The sequence below is a fragment of the Halosolutus sp. YCN4 genome, assembly GCF_059736495.1.
Window position 1 is genome coordinate 907697 of sequence record NZ_JCASSM010000001.1, and the last position, 18766, is coordinate 926462.

General features: G+C 64.3%; 19 protein-coding genes, 1 tRNA gene and 2 pseudogenes. 10 read left to right on the forward strand and 12 right to left on the reverse strand.

The features are described 5' to 3' along the window. Positions 1-68: 68 nt before the first annotated feature. Positions 69-1169, reverse strand: coding sequence for a 3-hydroxyacyl-CoA dehydrogenase family protein (locus tag AC6I6X_RS04455; RefSeq protein ID WP_497929295.1), 1101 nt, complete (start codon positions 1167-1169; stop codon positions 69-71). After that, positions 1166-2485, reverse strand: a complete 1320-nt coding sequence (locus AC6I6X_RS04460) for an APC family permease (RefSeq protein ID WP_497929296.1) — start codon at positions 2483-2485, stop codon at positions 1166-1168. The genes AC6I6X_RS04455 and AC6I6X_RS04460 overlap by 4 nt, the downstream gene beginning before the upstream one ends. 305 nt (positions 2486-2790) lie before the next feature. Between AC6I6X_RS04460 and AC6I6X_RS04465 the strand changes: the two genes are divergently transcribed. Next, the gene (locus AC6I6X_RS04465) at positions 2791-3114 is read left to right on the forward strand and encodes a zinc ribbon domain-containing protein (protein WP_497929297.1); all 324 of its coding nucleotides are present in this window, start codon (positions 2791-2793) and stop codon (positions 3112-3114) included. A 187-nt stretch (positions 3115-3301) separates the two neighbouring features. Here the strand turns inward: AC6I6X_RS04465 and AC6I6X_RS04470 are convergent. Continuing rightward, positions 3302-3376 (reverse strand) — tRNA-Glu (locus tag AC6I6X_RS04470). Between the two features lie 185 nt (positions 3377-3561). On the opposite strand from AC6I6X_RS04470, the gene AC6I6X_RS04475 reads away from it, so the two are divergent. The 4 genes and pseudogenes from AC6I6X_RS04475 to AC6I6X_RS04490 all read left to right on the forward strand — a co-directional run bounded on the left by AC6I6X_RS04475 (position 3562) and on the right by AC6I6X_RS04490 (position 7748). Then, entirely contained in the window at positions 3562-4299 is a 738-nt protein-coding gene (locus AC6I6X_RS04475; protein WP_497929298.1) for a fumarylacetoacetate hydrolase family protein, read from the forward strand. A 125-nt stretch (positions 4300-4424) separates the two neighbouring features. Further along, positions 4425-5126, forward strand: a complete 702-nt coding sequence (locus AC6I6X_RS04480) for an MBL fold metallo-hydrolase (RefSeq protein WP_497929299.1) — start codon at positions 4425-4427, stop codon at positions 5124-5126. A gap of 157 nt (positions 5127-5283) precedes the next feature. Beyond that, a pseudogene (locus AC6I6X_RS04485) lies at positions 5284-6653 on the forward strand (Nramp family divalent metal transporter). A gap of 102 nt (positions 6654-6755) precedes the next feature. Further along, a complete protein-coding gene (locus AC6I6X_RS04490; RefSeq protein ID WP_497929300.1) occupies positions 6756-7748 on the forward strand; it encodes a zinc ribbon domain-containing protein in 993 nt (330 codons plus the stop codon). Between the two features lie 125 nt (positions 7749-7873). Here the strand turns inward: AC6I6X_RS04490 and AC6I6X_RS04495 are convergent, their stop codons facing one another. The 8 genes from AC6I6X_RS04495 to AC6I6X_RS04530 form a co-directional block, all read right to left on the reverse strand. Then, positions 7874-8962, reverse strand: coding sequence for a DNA topoisomerase IV subunit A (locus AC6I6X_RS04495; RefSeq protein ID WP_497929301.1), 1089 nt, complete (start codon positions 8960-8962; stop codon positions 7874-7876). Beyond that, positions 8959-11430 (reverse strand): DNA topoisomerase VI subunit B, encoded by a 2472-nt coding sequence (locus AC6I6X_RS04500; RefSeq protein WP_497929302.1) that lies wholly within the window; start codon positions 11428-11430, stop codon positions 8959-8961. The genes AC6I6X_RS04495 and AC6I6X_RS04500 overlap by 4 nt, the downstream gene beginning before the upstream one ends. A 91-nt stretch (positions 11431-11521) precedes the next feature. Further along, positions 11522-11878, reverse strand: coding sequence for a DUF7344 domain-containing protein (locus tag AC6I6X_RS04505; protein WP_497929303.1), 357 nt, complete (start codon positions 11876-11878; stop codon positions 11522-11524). 163 nt (positions 11879-12041) lie between these two features. Beyond that, on the reverse strand, positions 12042-12263 hold the full coding sequence (locus AC6I6X_RS04510; protein WP_497929304.1) for a hypothetical protein: 222 nt from the start codon (positions 12261-12263) through the stop codon (positions 12042-12044). A gap of 139 nt (positions 12264-12402) precedes the next feature. Then, on the reverse strand, positions 12403-13401 hold the full coding sequence (locus tag AC6I6X_RS04515; protein ID WP_497929305.1) for a two pore domain potassium channel family protein: 999 nt from the start codon (positions 13399-13401) through the stop codon (positions 12403-12405). A gap of 74 nt (positions 13402-13475) precedes the next feature. Then, positions 13476-14744 carry a hypothetical protein gene (locus AC6I6X_RS04520; RefSeq protein ID WP_497929306.1) on the reverse strand — a complete coding sequence of 423 codons (1269 nt, stop codon included), beginning with the start codon at positions 14742-14744 and terminating at the stop codon, positions 13476-13478. Positions 14745-14869: 125 nt separating this feature from the next. Further along, entirely contained in the window at positions 14870-15004 is a 135-nt protein-coding gene (locus AC6I6X_RS04525; protein ID WP_497929307.1) for a hypothetical protein, read from the reverse strand. Between the two features lie 79 nt (positions 15005-15083). Continuing rightward, positions 15084-15512, reverse strand: coding sequence for a universal stress protein (locus tag AC6I6X_RS04530; protein WP_497929308.1), 429 nt, complete (start codon positions 15510-15512; stop codon positions 15084-15086). A 231-nt stretch (positions 15513-15743) separates the two neighbouring features. Between AC6I6X_RS04530 and AC6I6X_RS04535 the strand changes: the two genes are divergently transcribed. Next, the gene (locus tag AC6I6X_RS04535; protein WP_497929309.1) at positions 15744-16199 is read left to right on the forward strand and encodes a response regulator; all 456 of its coding nucleotides are present in this window, start codon (positions 15744-15746) and stop codon (positions 16197-16199) included. 258 nt (positions 16200-16457) lie between these two features. On the opposite strand, the gene AC6I6X_RS04540 is transcribed toward AC6I6X_RS04535, so the two are convergent. Then, the gene (locus AC6I6X_RS04540) at positions 16458-16670 is read right to left on the reverse strand and encodes a hypothetical protein (protein ID WP_497929310.1); all 213 of its coding nucleotides are present in this window, start codon (positions 16668-16670) and stop codon (positions 16458-16460) included. Positions 16671-16840: 170 nt separating this feature from the next. On the opposite strand from AC6I6X_RS04540, the pseudogene AC6I6X_RS04545 reads away from it, so the two are divergent. The 4 genes and pseudogenes from AC6I6X_RS04545 to AC6I6X_RS04560 all read left to right on the forward strand — a co-directional run. Continuing rightward, a pseudogene (locus AC6I6X_RS04545) lies at positions 16841-16933 on the forward strand (site-specific integrase); the annotation flags it as partial. A 63-nt stretch (positions 16934-16996) separates the two neighbouring features. Continuing rightward, on the forward strand, positions 16997-17254 hold the full coding sequence (locus AC6I6X_RS04550) for an antitoxin VapB family protein (RefSeq protein ID WP_497929311.1): 258 nt from the start codon (positions 16997-16999) through the stop codon (positions 17252-17254). A gap of 2 nt (positions 17255-17256) precedes the next feature. Continuing rightward, on the forward strand, positions 17257-17637 hold the full coding sequence (locus tag AC6I6X_RS04555; protein WP_497929646.1) for a type II toxin-antitoxin system VapC family toxin: 381 nt from the start codon (positions 17257-17259) through the stop codon (positions 17635-17637). 532 nt (positions 17638-18169) lie between these two features. Next, a complete protein-coding gene (locus AC6I6X_RS04560) occupies positions 18170-18631 on the forward strand; it encodes a VOC family protein (RefSeq protein ID WP_497929312.1) in 462 nt (153 codons plus the stop codon). Positions 18632-18766: the final 135 nt, after the last annotated feature.

An 18766-nucleotide genomic window follows, 5' to 3' on the forward strand; every position in this document is an offset into this window, starting at 1 on the left:
GCTGGTCTGCCCGGATCGATCGGCGCGGTGCTGGTTTGACCGGATGATCCGCTCGTGATGCGAGGGGTTCAGAAGACCGGATCGTAGACGTCGGCTCCCGTTTCCCCGCACCGCTCTCGCAACGCCTCCCGGAGGAACTCAGCGCCGAGCATGGACTCGACGTCGAACGGGCCGATATCGCCGCCGGAACCGCGTTTGAGGACGTCGTTTACCGTCTCCCGACCGGCGACCCCGTCCCCGACGAGTCGGTAGGCCTCGTTGACCAGCGCGCCGACCACGGGCGTCACGTCGTGGGGGTCCTCGACCTCGGGTATCCGGGGGTCCTCGCCGTCCCACTCGAAGAACCCCGTGCCGGTCTTGGCCCCGAGGTCGCCCGCGTCGACGAGGGCCTCCATCCGATCGCGGATTTCGGGCGGCGGCGCGTACCGATCGCCGTAGACCGCCGCGAGGTTGTCGACCGTCGCGAGGTGGACGTCGATCCCGATGAGGTCGACGAACTCGATCGGACCCCGGTCGAACCCGATCGCTCGCGCGCCGCGATCGACTTCCGCGGGTGAGGCCGCGAGCAGTTCCCAGCCCCCGGCGCACTTGATGCTCGCCGAGAGTCGCGAGAGGCAGTTCGCCCGGAACTCGGCCTCGAGTCGGACGGGCGTGCGATCGATCGCCTCGGCGACCGCCGTCGCGGTTTCGAGAGCGTGTTCGCTGGCTTCGTTGCCCGAGATCTCCACGATGTCGCGATCGATGGCCGGGTTGGCGAAGTGAAAGAGCACGACCCGGTCGGGGTGTTCGAGGCCGGTCGCGATGTCGCTCGGCGTGAGCGACGACGTGTTCGTCGCAACGACGGCCTCGGGTTCGAGGACCGACTCCAGGTCGGCGACGAGGTCGCGCTTGAGGTCGAGGCGTTCCGGGACGGCCTCGACGACGAACTCGTGATCGGCCAGTGCCGCGAGATCCGTCTCGTATTCGATGCTGCTCGCGGGGTCGTCGGGGTCGAACCCGGCCGATTCGAGCGCCTCCGGGAGTTCGGTTCGATGGTAGTCGCGTGCCGATTCGAGCGCGGTGTCGTCGACGTCGACGAGCGTGACCGGAAAGCCACCGTTGGCCAGGAGGCCCGCGATGTCGCGGCCCATCAGTCCGGCACCGACGACGGCAGTCGTCTCTGGAATCATGAGTTCGGAGTGTCGTGAACGCTGTCCGCTGCGTGCGTCCGGATTCGGGTCCGGAACACGTAGTAGAGGCCGCCCGCCGCCAGCAGGCCCGCCCAGAGGGCGAACACCGACGGCGACTGGACGGCGAGTAGTCCGAGCAACGCGAGATTACAGGGGATCGCCAGCGCGGCCATCGCCGTGACGGCCCGCGCCGGGAGTCCGATCGCAGATTCGGCCGCCGCCGCCCGCGTCCGGCCGACCACGATCGCCGCGGCCATCACCGGCACGACGAGAAACGCGCCGCCGAAGCCGAGCAACGAGCCCAGTTGGGCGATCGGGAGCGGCGAGAGCAACGCCCCCACGGAGAGCGCGTACACGACGAGCAGACCCCAGTGTGGCGTGTCGAACCGATCGTTCGTCCGGGCCAGTCTCGACGGCACGAGGCCGTCCTCGGCCAGCACCGCGAGGTACCGCGGGGTGATGATGTAGACGGCGTTGATGCTCGTCGCGATCGCGAACAGCGCGCCCCCGACGACGAACACCGACTGGAGCGGCCCGGGAAGGAACAGCCCCGCGGGAACCGCGAGTGTTTCACCGGCGAGCGCGTCCGTTCCGGCGACGCCGACCGCGACGAAGCCGATCCCGACGTACACGGCGAGCACGAGCGGGACGGTGATCGCGAACGATCGAGGGATGGTCACCGTCGCGTCGCGGACCGACCCGCCGATGTCGACGACGAAGTTCGCACCCAGGCAGACGAAGTAGAGGACCCCCGCGGCCGTCGCGACGCCGATCGCTCCGGTGGGAAAGGCCGGCGTCAGGTTCGCGGTCTCGACCGCCGGGACGCCCAGCACGACGAACGAGCCCAGGGCGACGACCAGGCCGACGAACATAGCTAGCTGGGCCGTCGCGGCCGGTCGAATCCCGAAGAGATTCACGAGCAAAAAGCCCGACAGCAGGAGGACGCCGACGAGGGTCGGGGCAACCGGGACGATCGCGTCGACGTACTGGCCCGCGGTCAGGGCGTACAGCGGCAGGCCCCCGCCGAACATGCTGACGCCGAGGCCCCAGGCCGCGAGAAACGCGATCGGTCGCGAGACGAACCGCGCCGGGTAGCGGTAGTTCCCGCCGGTCGTCGGGAACGCCGCCCCCAGCATCGCCGTCGGCACCAGCCCGAGAATCGCGATCGAGAACGCCAGCACGAAGGCGACCACGACGCCCGGGCCCGCAATGGCGACCGCGACGCCCGTGAGACTGAACAGCGCCCCGCCGACGATCAGGCCGACCTCGATGGCCACCGCCTGCACGAGCGTCACCTCCCCCGTGTGCTCAGACATTGGTCTATGCCACTGTTCCGCACGTGTTCGATCGCCAAAAGTTCTCCCCTGAAGACAGCTTCGCGGCGTCGATCGGAGCAACACGCTCCGTCCGGAAGTTGAACTACGCAAAGGCGTCCCCGGTCGTTCGATTCGCTCGCGCCAGGGGCTGGACTTCTCTACTTCAAATGCCAGATCATCGGCTCGAAAGGCCGGTCGTGTCGGATCCGAACTGGAGACCGACCAGCAGCGATCGCTGAGGAACGTATATTACTCGTGAACGATTTCACGAGTGCGATTATGGGAAGTGTGACGAACCGACCTGTATGAGTCTCGTACTCGTTGGGGCAGTGCTTTCGCTCTGCCTCCTCCCGTCGCTCTTCTTCCTCGGACTCTGGCACGGGCTTCTCCGCATGCAAGGCAGTTCGCTGCTTTCACGCACGAGAACCCGCGCAGGGTACACTGATGCTGATCCGGCGGTCACGTGGAGCGACGTCGTCGACGCGTACACCGACCCACGGAAAACCCTCTTTACGCCCCCGTCCGAGTCGCGGTCATCGACGACTCGTGACGGCCAGTGTGGTGTATGCGCCACGGAAAACGATTCGGTCGCGTCGTTCTGTCACAACTGCTTCCGAAAACTCGAGTGAGACGAGTTCCCGATCGCGTATTGCGGCATCGGACCCTGTCCCACAGTTGCGACTCGCGAGTTTACCCGTCGGAAAACGCGCCGTCCTGGGTTTGAACTCTTGGGAAACGGTCGCTATCGCTTGCGTTTCTCTACTTCAAATCCCATCCGTGCGCGCTTCGCTCCCTCGCAAAACTCGGTCGCTGTAGTGCTCCGTCTGGGATTTGAACCCAGGTCATCGGCTCGAAAGGCCGAAATGATTGGCCGGACTACACCAACGGAGCCAACGCATTCACTGCTTGCTGGGGACTAGTAAAAAGCGTTCCGTTCCGATCGCGGAGTGGCACGTCCTCACGTACTCCGATCGTCGACAGGTTCGAACCATACCGGTGCCGTCGGCCACTGCCGCCGATCGGTGAACGCCGCCGACATCTCAATCCTTTTGACCCCGGAACGCAACGGATCCCGCATGAAATACGTCCGATTTCGCGACCCGGCTGGTGCCGTTCGCCGCGGCGAGTACGACAGCGGTCACGTCCACTTCGGCAACGAAAGCTACGCGCTCGAGGACGGCGCGATCGACGTCCTCCCGCCGTGTGAGCCGTCGAAGATCGTCTGCATCGGGCGCAACTACGCCGACCACGCCGACGAGATGGACTCGGACGTGCCCGATCGGCCCCTGCTGTTCCTCAAACCGCCGAACGCGGTCGCGAGCCACGGTGACACCGTGACCGCGCCCGCGGGAAAGGATCGGATCGACTACGAGGCGGAACTCGGCGTCGTCATCGGCGAGCAGTGTCGCCACGTCCCCGTGTCCGACGCGATGGACGTCGTGGCGGGCTTTACGTGCGTGAACGACGTCTCGAACCGCGACGACCAGCGCCAGGAGCAGAACTGGATCCGGGGCAAGGCCTTCGACGGCGCGGCACCGATCGGGCCCCTGCTCGCGACGCCCGACGAGGTCCCCGACGACGCAGCCGTTCAGTCGCGGGTCAACGGCGAACTGAAACAGGACGGCTCGCGCGAGCAACTCATCTTCCCCATTCCGGAGTTGATCGCCGAGATCACGACCTACATGACCCTCGAACCGGGCGACGTGATCGCGACCGGAACGCCGGAGGGCGTCGGTCCGCTCGAGGACGGCGACGAGGTCGAGATCGAGGTCGAGGGCGTCGGAACGCTCTCGCACTCGATCCGCCGGCCCTGACCGGCAAGTCGTTCGTTCGCGATCGGGCGAGATGACCCGCCGATCGACTCCGGTTCGGGACGTTCCCCGCCATCGGGCCCGAATCGAGTCGAACGATTTTCCCCCGCGTCGATCGAAGGAGGGGTATGACCGTTCGCTTCGGTGCCGTGACCGTCGACTGGCTCGGGTACGCGACCGTCCGCCTCGAGAGCGAGACCGGGGCCGTCATCTACCTCGATCCCGGACGCTACGGCGTCCTCGACGACTACGACGCTCGCGACGGCGATCTCGTGCTCGTCTCCCACGATCACCACTACGACCCGGAGGGGATCCGCCGGGTCGCCCACGAGGACGCGATCGTCGTCGTCCACGAGTCGATCGACGCGAGCGGGATCGATCGCGTCGACGACCAACCGGAGGATCTCCCCTACGAGGTCGAACGCGTTCGCGCGGACGAGTCGTTCGTCCTCGGGCCACTGGACCTGTTCACGACGCCCGCGTACAACGATCCTGCGGGACCACACACCGACGATCGCGGCGAACCGTACCATCCAGCGGGCACGGGTTGCGGGTTCGCCCTCACCGTCGACGGCGTCCGCGTGTTCTGGCCCGGGGACGCCGACGCGCTCCCGTTCCACGAGGACCTCGACGTCGACCTCTTCCTGCCCCCGATCGGCGGGTCGTTCACGATGGACCGCCACGAGGCCGCGGCGCTAGCCGAGCGAATGGATCCGGGACTCGTGCTCCCGATCCACTACGATACCTTCGACCCACTCGAGACGGACGCGGACGCCTTCGTCGTCGACGTCGCGAACCGGGGCGTCCCGGTGGTCCTGGACGAGCACTGACGACCAGTGCTGTACATCTGACAACGGATCCGCGAGTATAAGCCACGAGTCGCCAATTCTCCGATGAGATCCATGTCTGATATTGACGATCGTACACTTTCGAACGGCGGGACGATACCGGTCACCGGTGTCCGCTGGTGGGTGGATCGTAAACCGGGTGAGGAACGTGGCCAGTAAGTCGGACACGGCGGCCGGAACCGCCGAGGCCGACCTCGCGTACCCGTCAGCGGGGTGGGCGGGCTTCTTCAAGAACCACTTCGGCCCGTCGATGCTCTGAGCGCTGATCAGTATCGGGGGGAGCCACATCGTGATCGCGCCGTCGATGGGTGCCAGTTTCGGACTGGTCGCGATCTGGATGTTCGGCCTCATCTACGTCGCGAAGTACGGCGCCTGGGAACTCGGCGTCCGCTAGACTACGGGATGGGCGCGAACCCGATCGAGGGGTACCGCGACCTGCCCGGGCCGAAGAACTGGGCGCTCTGGCTGCCGATCGCCGTGTTCACCGTCATGTACACGTTCATCACGGCCAGCGTCGGCATGAGTTCGGCCGCGTTCGTCGCCGCACTCACCCCGGCGTGGTTCACCGCACCGTGGGCGTACGTGGTCTTCGTCGGCGGTGCCGGCGCGCTCGTGGTCGTGTCCAGGTACAGCCTGCTCGAGAAGGCGCTGATCGGGTTCACGATCGCCGTCGACGTGCTGATCCTCCTCGGCGCCCTCGTCGGCCCGCCGTCGCCCGACCGGATCGCGGAGACGACGTTCGCGGTTCCGGACCTCACCGATTCCGCCTTCCTCGTGCTGTTCGCGGCCGCGGTCGGGTTCGCGCCGACCGGCTTCAGTACGAGCATCCTGATCGGCAGCTGGAGCATGGCCAAGGACGAGGGTGCGGGCGAACTCCGGAAGAAGGGGCTGGATCCGAACGATCCGGCCTACCACGACTACATCCGCGCGTGGATCCGGACCGGCCGGCGCGACTTCAACATCGGCTACGCCTTCAGTTTCGTGCTGATCGTCGCGATGGTGATCCTCGCGACGAACGTCCTCTATCCGAATCCGCCGGAAGACGCCAACCTCGCGTTTGCGATCGGCAACATCCTGAGCGATTCGTTCGGCGCGTGGTCGTACTACGCCATGCTGGTCGGTGCGTTCGCGGCCCTCTACTCGACGGTCATCACGTTGCTCGACGGGGCCGCCCGCGCGACCGGCGACATCGTGCCGATGGCGCTCGAGGACGACAGCATCGATAGCGAGCGCGTGCGAAAACTGGTCGTCGTCGGCGTCGTCGCCGTCAGTAGCACGATGGTCCTCGCACTCGGCAACGTTCCGGTGACGCTGTTGCTGTACGTCGCCGCGGTCCTCGCCGTGGCGGAGATCTTCTTCTACCCGGTGAACTGGTTCATCGTCGAACGGCACCTGCCGGAACCGTTCCGGCCGTCCCGCGCCTGGCACGCGTACTACGCCGTCAGTCTCGTGTTCGTCCTGGTGTTCGGCGCGATGGGGGCGGCGCTCCGACTCGGATTCATCGGCTGAGCCGCCGAGTATCGGTACCCCCGACCGTTTCCACCGACTCCCGTTTCATTCGATTTCCGACCGCTCCAAAGAGTTAGTGTCGCGGTCGGCGTGCGCACGGGTATGAGCGGCGATCGTCCGCGTAGTCCGGATCCCGGTCGCGGCGGGCCGTACTGTTCGAACTGCGGCGATTCCCTCGCGACATCCGCGAACTACTGCACCAGTTGCGGGGCTCCGACGAGGGCCGGGTCGGCGGGGACCGATCGGCAATCGTCCACGACCTCGTCGGGCCGCTCGGGGACCGATCGAGCCGTCCTCGAGCGTCGAATCGCTCGCGCGACCCGGCGGGGCTGGGAACTCGAACACGATTTCGGCGAGCGCGTCGTCATGGTCCGCCGATCGTTCGGAAGCGTGACCGACCACCTGATCGTCGCCCTCCTGACCGTCTGGTGGACGGGCGGATTCGGGAACGCGCTATACGGCGCGTACCGGTACTTCGGTGCCCCCGAACGGCTGGTGCTCCGTGCGGACGAGATGGCGACAGACGGCGCCGCGACTACGGACTCGAGCACGGCCACCGAGGAGGACACCCGCTGGCGAGTGCTGATGCGCCTGACGGCGGCCGTCTGCTGGCTCGTCACCGCCGTGCTCGCTGGCGTTGGACTGCTCGTATCCGCGGCGGCGGTGAGCCTCGTGCTCTTTGCCTTCGCGGCGCTCTTCGCGATCGGTGGGCTCGCCGCGTTGCCGTCCGCTCGGCGGCGACTCGAACGACGCCACCCGGTGACGGCGACCGGCCGGATCCGATCGGTCGACGAACGGGCCGTCGCCGCACCCGACCGACCGTGCGCCGCGTGTGCCGACCCAGTCGATCGGGGCGTCGAACGAACCTACCGCGAGGACGTCTGCCTGTTCGGTCTCCCGCTCTCGATGTCGGACGGAACCAACTACTACTGCCGGCGCTGTGCCAACGCGGAGCACGTGGCGGGTTCAGCAACGACGGACGAGATCACCGACAGGAGGGGAGCAACGCGGACTCGATCGGCACCCGATCGGGATCCGGACGGATCGACGGAGTCAGAGCCCGAACCCGAATCTGAATCCGAATTCGAAGCGTAACCCGATCGCGATCGTACCTGACGATCCGTCCTGGCCGGCGATCCGAACCGTCTCCGCCTTAGAGGACGCCCATCTCACCGAGTCGTTCGGGGAACCATCTCCCTGAACCACGGTTCGACGGGCGTCTAGAGGACGCCCATCTCACCGAGTCGTTCAGGGAGATACGTATCCGTCACGAAATCCAGCCCGCGAGCCGCGAGCGACTGCTGTTCGGACTTCTTCTCGATGTCGAGCTGGAGTTCGATCTGTTCCTCCCAGTAGTCGGTCTGGAAGCGCGGGTCCTCGAGTTCGCTCTCGAGGGCGTTGACGTCCGAGTCCGAGAGCGGATCGGTCGGGAGGTCGTACTCGACGATGTCGGCCGGCTGGATGCCGATGAACTGCGCGTCCGGCGTCGCGAGGTACTCCGAGAGGTGCGCGGACTTGATCGAGCCGTAGGCGACGGAGCCGTAGATCCGGTACGACCACGGGTCACCGTCGGTAAAGACCGTGACCGGGAGGTCGAGTTCGTCGTGCAGGCGCTTCGTGATCCGCCGTGTCGCCCGTGCGGGCTGGCCCTTGAGGTGGACGATCAGCGCGTTGTACTCGTCGTCGAACCCGTTCTCGACGAGCCGATCGCGCATCCCGCCCGTCTCGACGGCCAGGATGAAGTCGGCGTCGCAGTCGAGGAACTCGATCGTATCGGGGTTGTTCGGGATCTGGTAGCCGCCCTCGCCGACGTCCTCCTGGCAGTGGATCTCACGTTCCCCGCGGCGGGTCTGCTCGCGGAGGTGGAGCGGACCCATGATCGTCGCGCCCGACTCCTCGGGGCGCATGTGGAAGTCCTCCCGAGTGACCCCCGAGACGATCTCCAGGTCCTCGATCAGCTGGTTGGACTCGTCCTGGTCGCCGAACTGGGCCTCGTCGTTGTCCCAGCTCTCCGAGAGGTAGTACAGCTCACGCAGGGTCGACGAGCGATCCTCCTCGAGCTGGTTCGCCAGGAACTCGATCGTGTAGACGGCCTTGAGGAGCTTTCGCGCGCCGCGAACGGAGTTGGCCGATCGGGTCGACTCGCGGTCGCCGTACACCCAGACCTCCTTGTCCTCGTCGTACTCGATGTTGGCCTTCGTCCGCGTCGGGACGGACATGTGCGGGATCTCGCCCAGTTCGAACTGGTCGTAGAACTGTGCCGCGAGATCGATCAGCTGCTCTCGTGCGTCCTCGTTGTCTGCGCTCATTGGGAATCAGTTACGGTGAGTTTCTCGCTCTCGACGCCTTTCACGTCGAGATCGAACGATGCGTCGTCGGGGACCTCGTACTCGAGTGCGGCCTCGTCGTCGCTCGAGACGTCCGGCTCCCACTTGACGAACCACTCGCCGTCCATCTCGACGACGCTCGCGCCGTCGGAGAGGTTCCGCGGTTCCGCCGAGACGATGTCGGTCACCTCGAGCGATTCGGTGGTTCCCGAGTGGTTCTCGACGACAACAGAGACGGCCCGTCCGTCGCCGTTCTCCTCGATGTGGCGCTCGACGAGCACGTTGTTCATGATGCGGGCGATCGCGTCGTCGATGTCGGGTTCCGACCGATCGGTAACCTCGGCGACCTTCTCGGCCATCTCCGGCAGGATCTTCCCGAGGACGTTCTGTTTCTTTCGGCGTTTCTGCATCGAGCGGCGCTTGTTCAGGTAGCTCTTGAGGTCGCGGGCCGCCTCGCGGATGGCGAGTTCGATCTCGTCTTCGATCTCGGGAACGTTCGCGACGGCGTCCTTGGACTCGCTGGTGAAGGGAACGTTCGTCGAGGCGACGTGGACCATGATCACCGCGGGACCGTTCGGGAGCCCCGAGCCACCGGGCTGGTCGAGTCCGTAGTTTCGCCAGCCGATCGACTTGACCACGTCGGTAGTCGCACACGCGCCGCGCTGGTAGACGAGCGGAACGCGGTTCGCAAAGCGCATCACCTCCGCGCCCCCCTCCGCGTCGATCTCGCCGCCGTAGGCGATACCGGCCTCGACGATGAACGGATCGCCGCCGTGAACCTCCGCGTCGCGGGTCGCGGCCGAGTAGAAATCGGCGTCGAACTCCTTCTCGAGACCCGCCTGGATCAGGTCGTCGGTGATCGGCGCGAGACACCGCGTCGGCGGGGCCATGATGTCGGTCGCGCGCATCCCGTCGACGAGGTCGCTCGTGGCGTCGCGATCGCCGTCGAGTTCGCGGACCAGCGGCGGGTCGTCCGGAACGGTCGCCATCACGTCCCAGATCGCCTCGGTGACGTTCTCGCGGGCCGTCTCACCGAAGGCGACGTCGTCGTACTCCTCGGTGAGGTCCGCGGCCCGATCGACGTACTCGCGCAGTCGCGTGTGCGTGAGCCGGTGACGGACGTCCTCGTCTGTCTCGTCCTCGAATCGGCCGGCGAGCCGTTCGGCGAAGGCGTGGACGATCTCGTCGTCCTTGCGGGTGCTCGTCGCCTCGTCGGCGAGGTCGTAGCAATCGGTGACGAGTCGCGACTCGTCGGGGTCCTGCGCGTCGTCGCTTGCGTCGTCGGCGTCCGGGTCGGGTGCCTCGACGAGCGTGCGCCAAACGACGTCGACGGCGTTTTCCCGGACGGTGTCGCCGAACGTCGTCCCGTGTTCGGCCTCGACCGCCTCGGCTGCCGCGTCGACGACGTCGAGCAGTTCGTGGTGGGCGATCCGATCGTGCTCGTCGACGGCGTCGGCGATCGCGTCGGCGAACGCGGCAGTGGCCTCGGCGCCCTTGTTCGCGGTCGCCTCGGTGACCGCCTCCCGGAGGTCGATCCCTTCGTGGGTCGCCGGCGGCCGCCAGCGCATCTCGCGCCCGTAGTGGCGATCGCGAAACGCGTCGATGATCGACTCGGCAGTCTTCTTGCCGACGCGGGTGAACTCCCCCTGGAGGAACCCGGAGACGGTCTGGGAGTCCGTCGCCGACAGCATCTTCATCACGGTGCCGAGTTCGACCCCGTGGGGATGGGGACGGATCTCCTCGGTTTCCTCGGGGAGCTGGTCGGTCGCCCGTTCGAATTTGAAGTGCGCGCTGGGTTCGCGGAGTTCGAGACGCGCGTGGGGGTTGACGACCGCCGTGTGCTTGATGTAGTCGTGGAGCTGCTGGCGAGCGCGCATGTTCCCCTCCATCTCGAGTTCGATGCGCGTCCCGTGGGGCCGGTCCCACGAGGTGGTCTCCTCGACGCTGATTTCGGGTTCGTTGTTGTCCGTATCGACGATCAGTTCGAAGTACTCCGCCTCGCTCGCACCCTGGGTTCGGCTGGTGATCTTCGCCGGCTTCCCGCTGGTCAGCTGAGCGTAGAGAACGGCAGCGGAGATTCCGATACCCTGCTGCCCGCGCGATTGCTCGCGGGCGTGAAAGCGCGATCCGTAGAGCAGTTTCCCGAAGACTTTCGGGAGCGATTCTTTCGTGATCCCCGGCCCGTTGTCCTCGACGATCAGGCGGTAGTAGTCGCCCGCTTCCTGAATCTCGACGTAGATGTCCGGGAGGATGCCGGCTTCTTCGGCGGCGTCTAGGGCGTTGTCGACGGCCTCCTTGACGGCCGTGACGAGGCCCCGCGCACCGCTGTCGAAGCCGAGCATGTGCTTGTTCTTCTCGAAGAACTCGGCGATCGAGATCGCCTGCTGGTTCTCTGCCAGCTCCTCGGCGATCCCCGGCTCGTCACCGAGTGTCGACTGGAACGACGTCATCACTCTCCCTGTACTAACGGCGGGGCTAAAAGGTGTGTGCTACCGGACTGAAAGTGAAACGCTCGCGAACGGTTGCGGGTCGCGGCGCGCGCTACCGATCGATCGACTCCGCGAGGCGGAGATAGGGTGCGACAACGCTCCGGTCGACGGCGAGGCCGACGAGTTCGTCGTCGGGATCGTACGTGACGAGACCGGCGTCCGTCAGGTGTGGCAGGTGGGCGTGGACGAGATCGGTGAGAACCCGTTCGTACCACTCGTAGGACCGTTCGCCCTCCCCGAGGACGATGTATTCGGCGAGATCACCGATCGGGATCGACGCCGGTTTCTCGGCGAGATAGGAGAGTGCGTACTGTCGACGCTCGTTCGAGAAGGCGGTAAACAGTGCAGTCGGCGTGATCGTCGTCGACGTCGAGTCCGTACCGTCTGGATGTCGCGTTCTGGATGGCATACTGTCTCCGTACTTCACCTACACGGCGGTCCCTGTGCAACGAGTCTCGCGTCCCGACTTCAGCAGAGTACACCGGGCAGGTACAGACGCCACGCATATAGCCTTTATTGTGCGCCAATAGGCTAGAAAACAAACTGTCCGGGCGGGTGACCAGTTTCCGCGCTCACTCCTCGAGGAGCGACGGTTCGAACGACGATTCGTCGGCCGATCCGCGTTTCTCGATCGTCACCGACCAGTCCGGGGCGTCGGAGACGGGAACCGTCACGTCCCACGTGTTTTCGATGTCGGCACCGCGTGCGAACGCGTCGACGACCAGCGCTTCGAGATCCCGCTCGAAGGTCGCCGTCGCCTCGGCACGCGTTTCTGGAGAGTGATTGGTGTCCATTGGGCTAGAGAGAGTCGAGAACCGCTCGATCTCGTCACGTGTGGATGCGCCTGGGAAGAATAACCGTATTGGTGGTCGAAGGCTTTCAAGAACACGGACACTGTCGATTCGGCGGACTTCCGTTGCTCGATCGATCGGCTCACTCCTCGACCGGCGGCCACTCCCAGGCGTCGCCCTGAACCACGCCGAGCAGTCGTCGACGGCGCTCGGTCAGATCCGCGAGTGCGTCGGCGAACGTCTCGTCGTCGACGGTCGGGATATCTGCCTCGCGGAGCCGATCGAGATCCGGCGGCGGCGGCACCTCCTCGGCCGGGTCGATGAACGCGGTGTCGAGCGTCTCGAGGTAGGCCTGCGCGCTCGAACGGGCGGCCTCGACGAGCATCGGATCCGGCCCGTGACCGTCCGGAACGCCGTGACGGTAGAGGGTCAGTGCCTCGTCGAGGATCGGGACGGCCACGGCCGAGGCGCGATCGCTCTGCTCGCTGTGGTAGTAGTGCAAGATCGGATAGGATTTGTGCTGCTCGGCGAGCGTCCCCAGTTCCGACGCGAGCGACTCGAGCGAGACGTCGGCTCCGCGATGGTCCGCCCCCGCCCATGCCGTTCGGACGAACGCTTCGCTCCGATCGCCCACTCCCGTGACCGAACTGGCGAACGATCGCTTGTCGGAGACGGCACCCAGGACGGTGAGGACGTAAGAGACGCCGAGCGTGACGAAGGCCATGCCGGTGGCCGTCGTGAACGCGCTGGCGATCTCCCAGACGTCGCCGATCGGCGTATAGTCGCCGTTGCCGTCCGTGAACATCGTGTACGCGACGTAGTAGAACCGGCCCGACCAGTCGGCGACGGCCCCGGTGCGGGTGCTGACGAGGGCGTAGGGATGGCTGGCGAAGACGAACGTCCACCCCACCCAGATGAGGCTGACCCACGTCACGAGCGTGAGCGTGAGGATGAGCGGCCCGGCGAGGCTGAGGGTTCGATCGCGATCGCCGCTCACGGCCCGGATTCCCTGCCAGACACCGGTCGTGAGTCGACCGGAGACGGGACCGGAACCGCCGTCGACCCAGAGGGTCGTCCAGAGGATGTCCACGATGACGAGGACGAGCAGGGCGATCCCGACGACGAGATACAGCGGGCGCATTTTGTTTCCGTACAGTCTGGACGTTCATCAACCGTTCCCCGGGGCCTGACGCGGGTTTTTCCGTGTCGACTGGCTCACGTCTCCTCGACGATCTCCACCCGCTGTTCGACGACGTCCGCGAGCACGTTCGCGATCGCTTCGTTCGTCTCCGGGCTGTAGTGACCGCCCTCGCCGCGCTGGACGTACAGCGATTCGACGTCGCCGTCCGGGGGCGAGAGGTGCGTGGCCATGTCGATCGTCTCGAGGGCGTCGTACCGATCGTCGAGTCGGTCGAGCAGGTCGCCGTAGATCGGGCCGTACTCGGCCTCGTAGGTCGCGTACCGGAGTTGCTGGACCATCACGAACACGGGCGTGAAGTCCTGCTCGTCCGCGTAGTCGACGAACGATTCGACGAGCGCGTCGAAGAGGTACTCGTGGGTGTCGAACAGTCGCTCGTGGTACCGGACCCGGGGCCGTTCCATCCGCAGGGCCGACCGGGTCTGGGCCTCGTCGAAGTCGATGCCGGGAATCGAGGTTTCGAGTCGACGCTCGACCTCTTTGCCGCCCGTGTAAAGCGCGTATCGGAGGTGTTCCGGCTTCTCGACGAAGTCCAGCGTGTACGGAGCCGACGCGTGGTGGGGCCTGAACCAGTGGTCGTAGTGGAAGTCGTTCTCCCGCAGGAAGTCGGCCTTCGACTCAAGGTCGAGCAGGTCCGCCTTCTCGTCGACCGGACTCTCGATCCGCCGGAGGTCGCCGTCGTCCATCACGTACCGGGGTTTGACGGCGAGAATGTTGCCGAACTCCTGGTAGTGTTTCCAGACCGAGAGTATCCGGGCGATCGACGAGGCCGTGACGACCACGAACACGTAGTCGGTCGGGTCCTCGGGGTACTTGCGCTCGAGACGCATCAGCGCCTGGTCCAGGCCGTAGTTTCCGCCGCCGTAGTTGGCGACGTGCGTGTCGAGTTCACGGGCCATGTAGTTCTGGAACGTCTCGTCGTTGTCGACCTCCCGGCAGAAACAGTAGGAGTCTCCGTAGGTCGAGACGCTGGGACCGTCGGATTCCCCCCGATCCCTGGCGGGACAGACCCGACTGGCGTACTCGTCGGTGGAGTAGGTGACGACGGTCCGGACCTCTTCGCCCGGGAGGTGATCCCCCGTGTCTTTCTGTTTCTCCCGGTTCGGCTGCGGACACCAGCCCAGTTCGGGGTCGAAACTGCTGAACTTCTCGAGGAGGTCCCGATCGATCTCGGGGAACTCCTCGGTCGCGACCGCGGGTATCCGCTCGAGCGCGGCGTAGGACACCCGCTCCAGCGCGATCGCCGTGACGACGAGTCCGAGCGCGAGCGCTACGTACGGTAGCATTCGCCTCCTCCTATCGGAACCCGAAAGAAGTGCGTTGTGCCGGCAATATCCGACGGACGGGATCGCCGGCAGGGAGCGATCGGCGGCAGAGGCTCCAACAGTGGGGGCGACGACGGCGGGCGTCGTCACTGACCGCACCGATCGGGATTCTGTTCATACTCGATCCGATCACAGTGGGTCACCGCCTGTCCGTCCTCGTCGTGCCTGGCGTGTTTCGCATCAGGATCGTGCTCGGTCGCGTCGCTGGAGTCGTCCTGCATGGTCCGGGCCGATCGAACCTGGGGTATTCGGCGCGAAGAGTCCGGTGCCCGCGGTCGGGGAAGCAGGCCCGCCCGCGACTCACCGGACCACGGTGACCGGCACGGGAGAGTGTCTGACGACGACTTCCGCGACGCTTCCCAGCAGGATCCGGCTGACGCCCGATCGGCCGCGACTCCCGATCACGACGTGATCGTACGGGCCCTCCTCCGCACAGTCGACGATTTCCTTGGCCGGCGATCCGACGCGCGATCGGGTCTCGAGGTCGACGCCGTGGTCGGCGGCGAGTCGCTCCGCGGCCTCGAGTTGCGCGGCGGCCTCGCCGACCAGTTCCTGGAACTCGTCGCTGGTTTCCGCGTCGTCGGCCGCGTTCGGGATGAACGGCAGTGCGGAAGTGTCGACGACGGAGACCGCGACGAACTCGCTGTCGGGGAACAGTTCGAACGCGTACGAAAGCGCCTCGCGAGCGGGGTCGGAGTCGTCGAACGGAACCAGAATCCGCGCGCTCATACCGGTTCGTCCACCCCTACTGCCTTCAGTCTGACACCTGCGCCGGCGATCGAGCGAAACCGATCGCGAGGCCTCGTCGAAACCCACAACCGATGATCGGTTTCGACCGTCGTGCTGAACAGAGAGCGCGAATGTCGCACGAGATCTGACTCGACTTGCGAAGATGGCGATCGCTCAGAACAGGAGAGACTGACCGCGGCACTTAAAGCCACCACCAACATAGTAAGGTCAATGAATCGGAAGTCCGCTGTCTCTGGTCGGGAGGCAGAGATTCTGTTAGTGGAAGACAATCCCGGCGATGTTCGACTTGTCAGGGAATTATTTACAGACGCTGCTATCACAAATACACTTCACGTTGCCACTACTGAACAAGAGGCGCTTGATTTCCTGAATCAGCGCGGTGAGTTCATGGACGCCCCGCAACCTGATCTCGTTTTACTCGATTGGTATCTACCGCAAGCGACTGGTGAGGATGTCCTTCGTGTTATTAGGAATGATCACGAACTGGAGGAGGTTCCCGTGATAGTATTAACAGGATCCGACATGGGAGAAGATTTCCTCGATTCGCCCGAGATCCAGTCCGACGCCTATCTCACGAAGCCGATTGCTCCTGATGAATTCGTCTCACTTGTTCGCTCGTTCGAGTTCTTTTGGCTAACAGTTCTCAGCTCACCATCTGATTCGTAGCACTGGTTAATTCCTATTCTCGACGCAGTATTCAATACGCACGTGTAGTGTACAGGTGACTTCCCGGTTTCGGCGTGAAATCAACGAGACTGTCGTGCTGAACTCGTCCTCTGTATTTCGCACACTGCTTTTGACAGCGACTCGGTAGTTCGCTGAGCCTCTGCAAGATAGAAAGCGCGAATTTGGCACTCGGTAGAGCGTGATCTGTGCAAAGGGTCGGACGCTCAGTATAGGAGAAGTACATACTATTGAGACTGTTTAGGAGAGTCTATCGGCTACTCGCTCGGCGAGTTGTCCAGCAACCCACATACCGACTAAAAACGCTGCTGCAACGACGATGATTCCTGTGGCAGAGGTGACAAACCAGTTGAGTTGAAGGAGAATAAGTATCCCTGCAAAAACCTCGTAAACGAAAAACATGACGGGGAGACCGATTATGAATGCAGAACCGAAATAGACCACAGTGGACATTGCCAGCGAGCGGCGGCGGCAAGTGTTATTTGATGTCATCTTGTTTTAGATTCTATTTGTATCATCATATGTTTTCTCCCAAGAAGCTCTACCAGTAATGCTCAGTTCGCATCCCTACTGATCGGACAATTCACCATCGAAGTGGGTGTAATCAACATCGTGGGAAGAGCGGGTGGGACTCCTTCAAGGCCATCGAACTGTACCTCAATGCGCCGACCGAGGACGTCGTCAACGAGGCGTTCGAGGACGCGGGTCTGGCCTGATCGGGCGGCCGCCGTCGACGCCGGGTTTATGAGGTATCGGAGTGTACGTTTACGTGTACACGTATGGCGACAAAAACGCTGACCATCACGGAGGAGGCGTACGAGCGGCTGAAGGCTCACAAACGCGAGGATGAGAGTTTCACGGACACCGTTCTTCGGCTGACCGAGGCGGATCAGGACGTGATGCGCGGGTTCGGGATGCTCGCTGACGACGAGGGGTTCGCCGAGGCCGCCGGCCGCACCCGAGAGGACCTCGAGGACGCGTTCGCCGAGCGGCGTGAGCAGCGCGACCGCCTCAGGGACGACCGAGGGTCGGCGTGAGCATGATCGCGCTGGACACCTCCTTCCTGATCGACTACCTTCGCGGCGTCGACGCCGCCGGATCATTCCTCGAGCAGCGCGGGGAGCCGATGTACTACGTCCCGGCCATCTCTCTGTTCGAGGTGTACCGGGACGCCGCGTGGTCTGACAGCGAGTCGGTTGAGGAGGTCGCGGCCGGGCTCGACTGGGCCGAGCCGCTCCCGTTCGACGTTGACGCCACTCGAGAGGCGGCCGAGATCCACGCGGAACTGCTCGCGGCCGGGACGCCGATCAACGCGGCTGACGTGATGATCGCCGGCGTCTGTCGCCACCACGGGGCGGTCCTGGTCACTCGCGACGGTGACTTCGAGGCCGTCGACGAACTCGAGACGATCACGTACTGACACTGACGCCGACGCCGTCGACGTCCGGGGGATCGTCATCGACCTCAAGGCCGGTCACCAGGCGGGCCCTGATCACGGTGTCGGTTGCGATGGCCGTGTTCTGGAGGCGACGCGGTTCGCGTTATTCCGATGCCGGTGAAATAATCAGGAAGGGAGCTTCTTCCCCCGGAACTAAGGTTAGGTAAATAGGACAGGAATGAGCTTACTGGTGCCAGTGTAAGCCGTGAACAGATCGAGCGGAGTGAGGCGGTCTCGCTCGAGGACGTTTGCGACCGACCCGACGAGAACGACTGACGTCGGGGTCGTGGTCGTTCGGCCACTTTCGAGACGCCGGAAATCTGGCTGGACTACGGCCGTTTTCGGCGCCTCGAGACGCGAAGAAATCACATCCGACAGCGCCAATCAATAACGGTGATCGGGTGAATTATAAATAATTTGTTACATCGGACACGATCGATAGCTCTCTTGATACTGTGGCTCGCCGTCGTGTTGCCAGGGTTAGGTATACCTCGCCACCAGTCCATTCTCTACGGTGCTGGAAACCGTCAGTCCAGAACAGGCGAGCCCACTTATGGAACCACGAATCACCGTCATCACGTTGGGAGTCAGCGACCTCGAAACGTCATTCGACTTTTACCACGAAGGTTTGGGTTGGCCGACGGAGGGTATAGTCGGAACTGAATTTGAAGGTGGAGCTGTTGCTTTCTTCCCGTTGAATAACGGCTTGCAGCTCGCACTTTACCCGAAACAGCAAATCGCGGAAGACGCGAACGTTGAGGAGGCAACACCCAGTTCTACAGAATTTACCCTCGGCCACAACGTTGCGTCGAAAGAAGCGGTCGATGCTGTACTGAAGACAGCGGACGAAGCAGGCGCAGAACTCACCGACCCACCACGTGATCGTGAATGGGGCGGATATTCAGGTCACTTCCTTGACCCAGACGACCACCTGTGGGAAGTAGTCTGGAATCCGCAGTTCGAGATCGAAGGATAGCCATCAACTCGACGACGTGCTTTCAGGCCTCATTCACCGAGATCTTCGCCTACTCCGGCTTCACCGTTGCATGAAGACTGCTCCAACCCTCACTGATATATTCGCAGGTCTACTGATCGGCAGCTTCAGCACGAA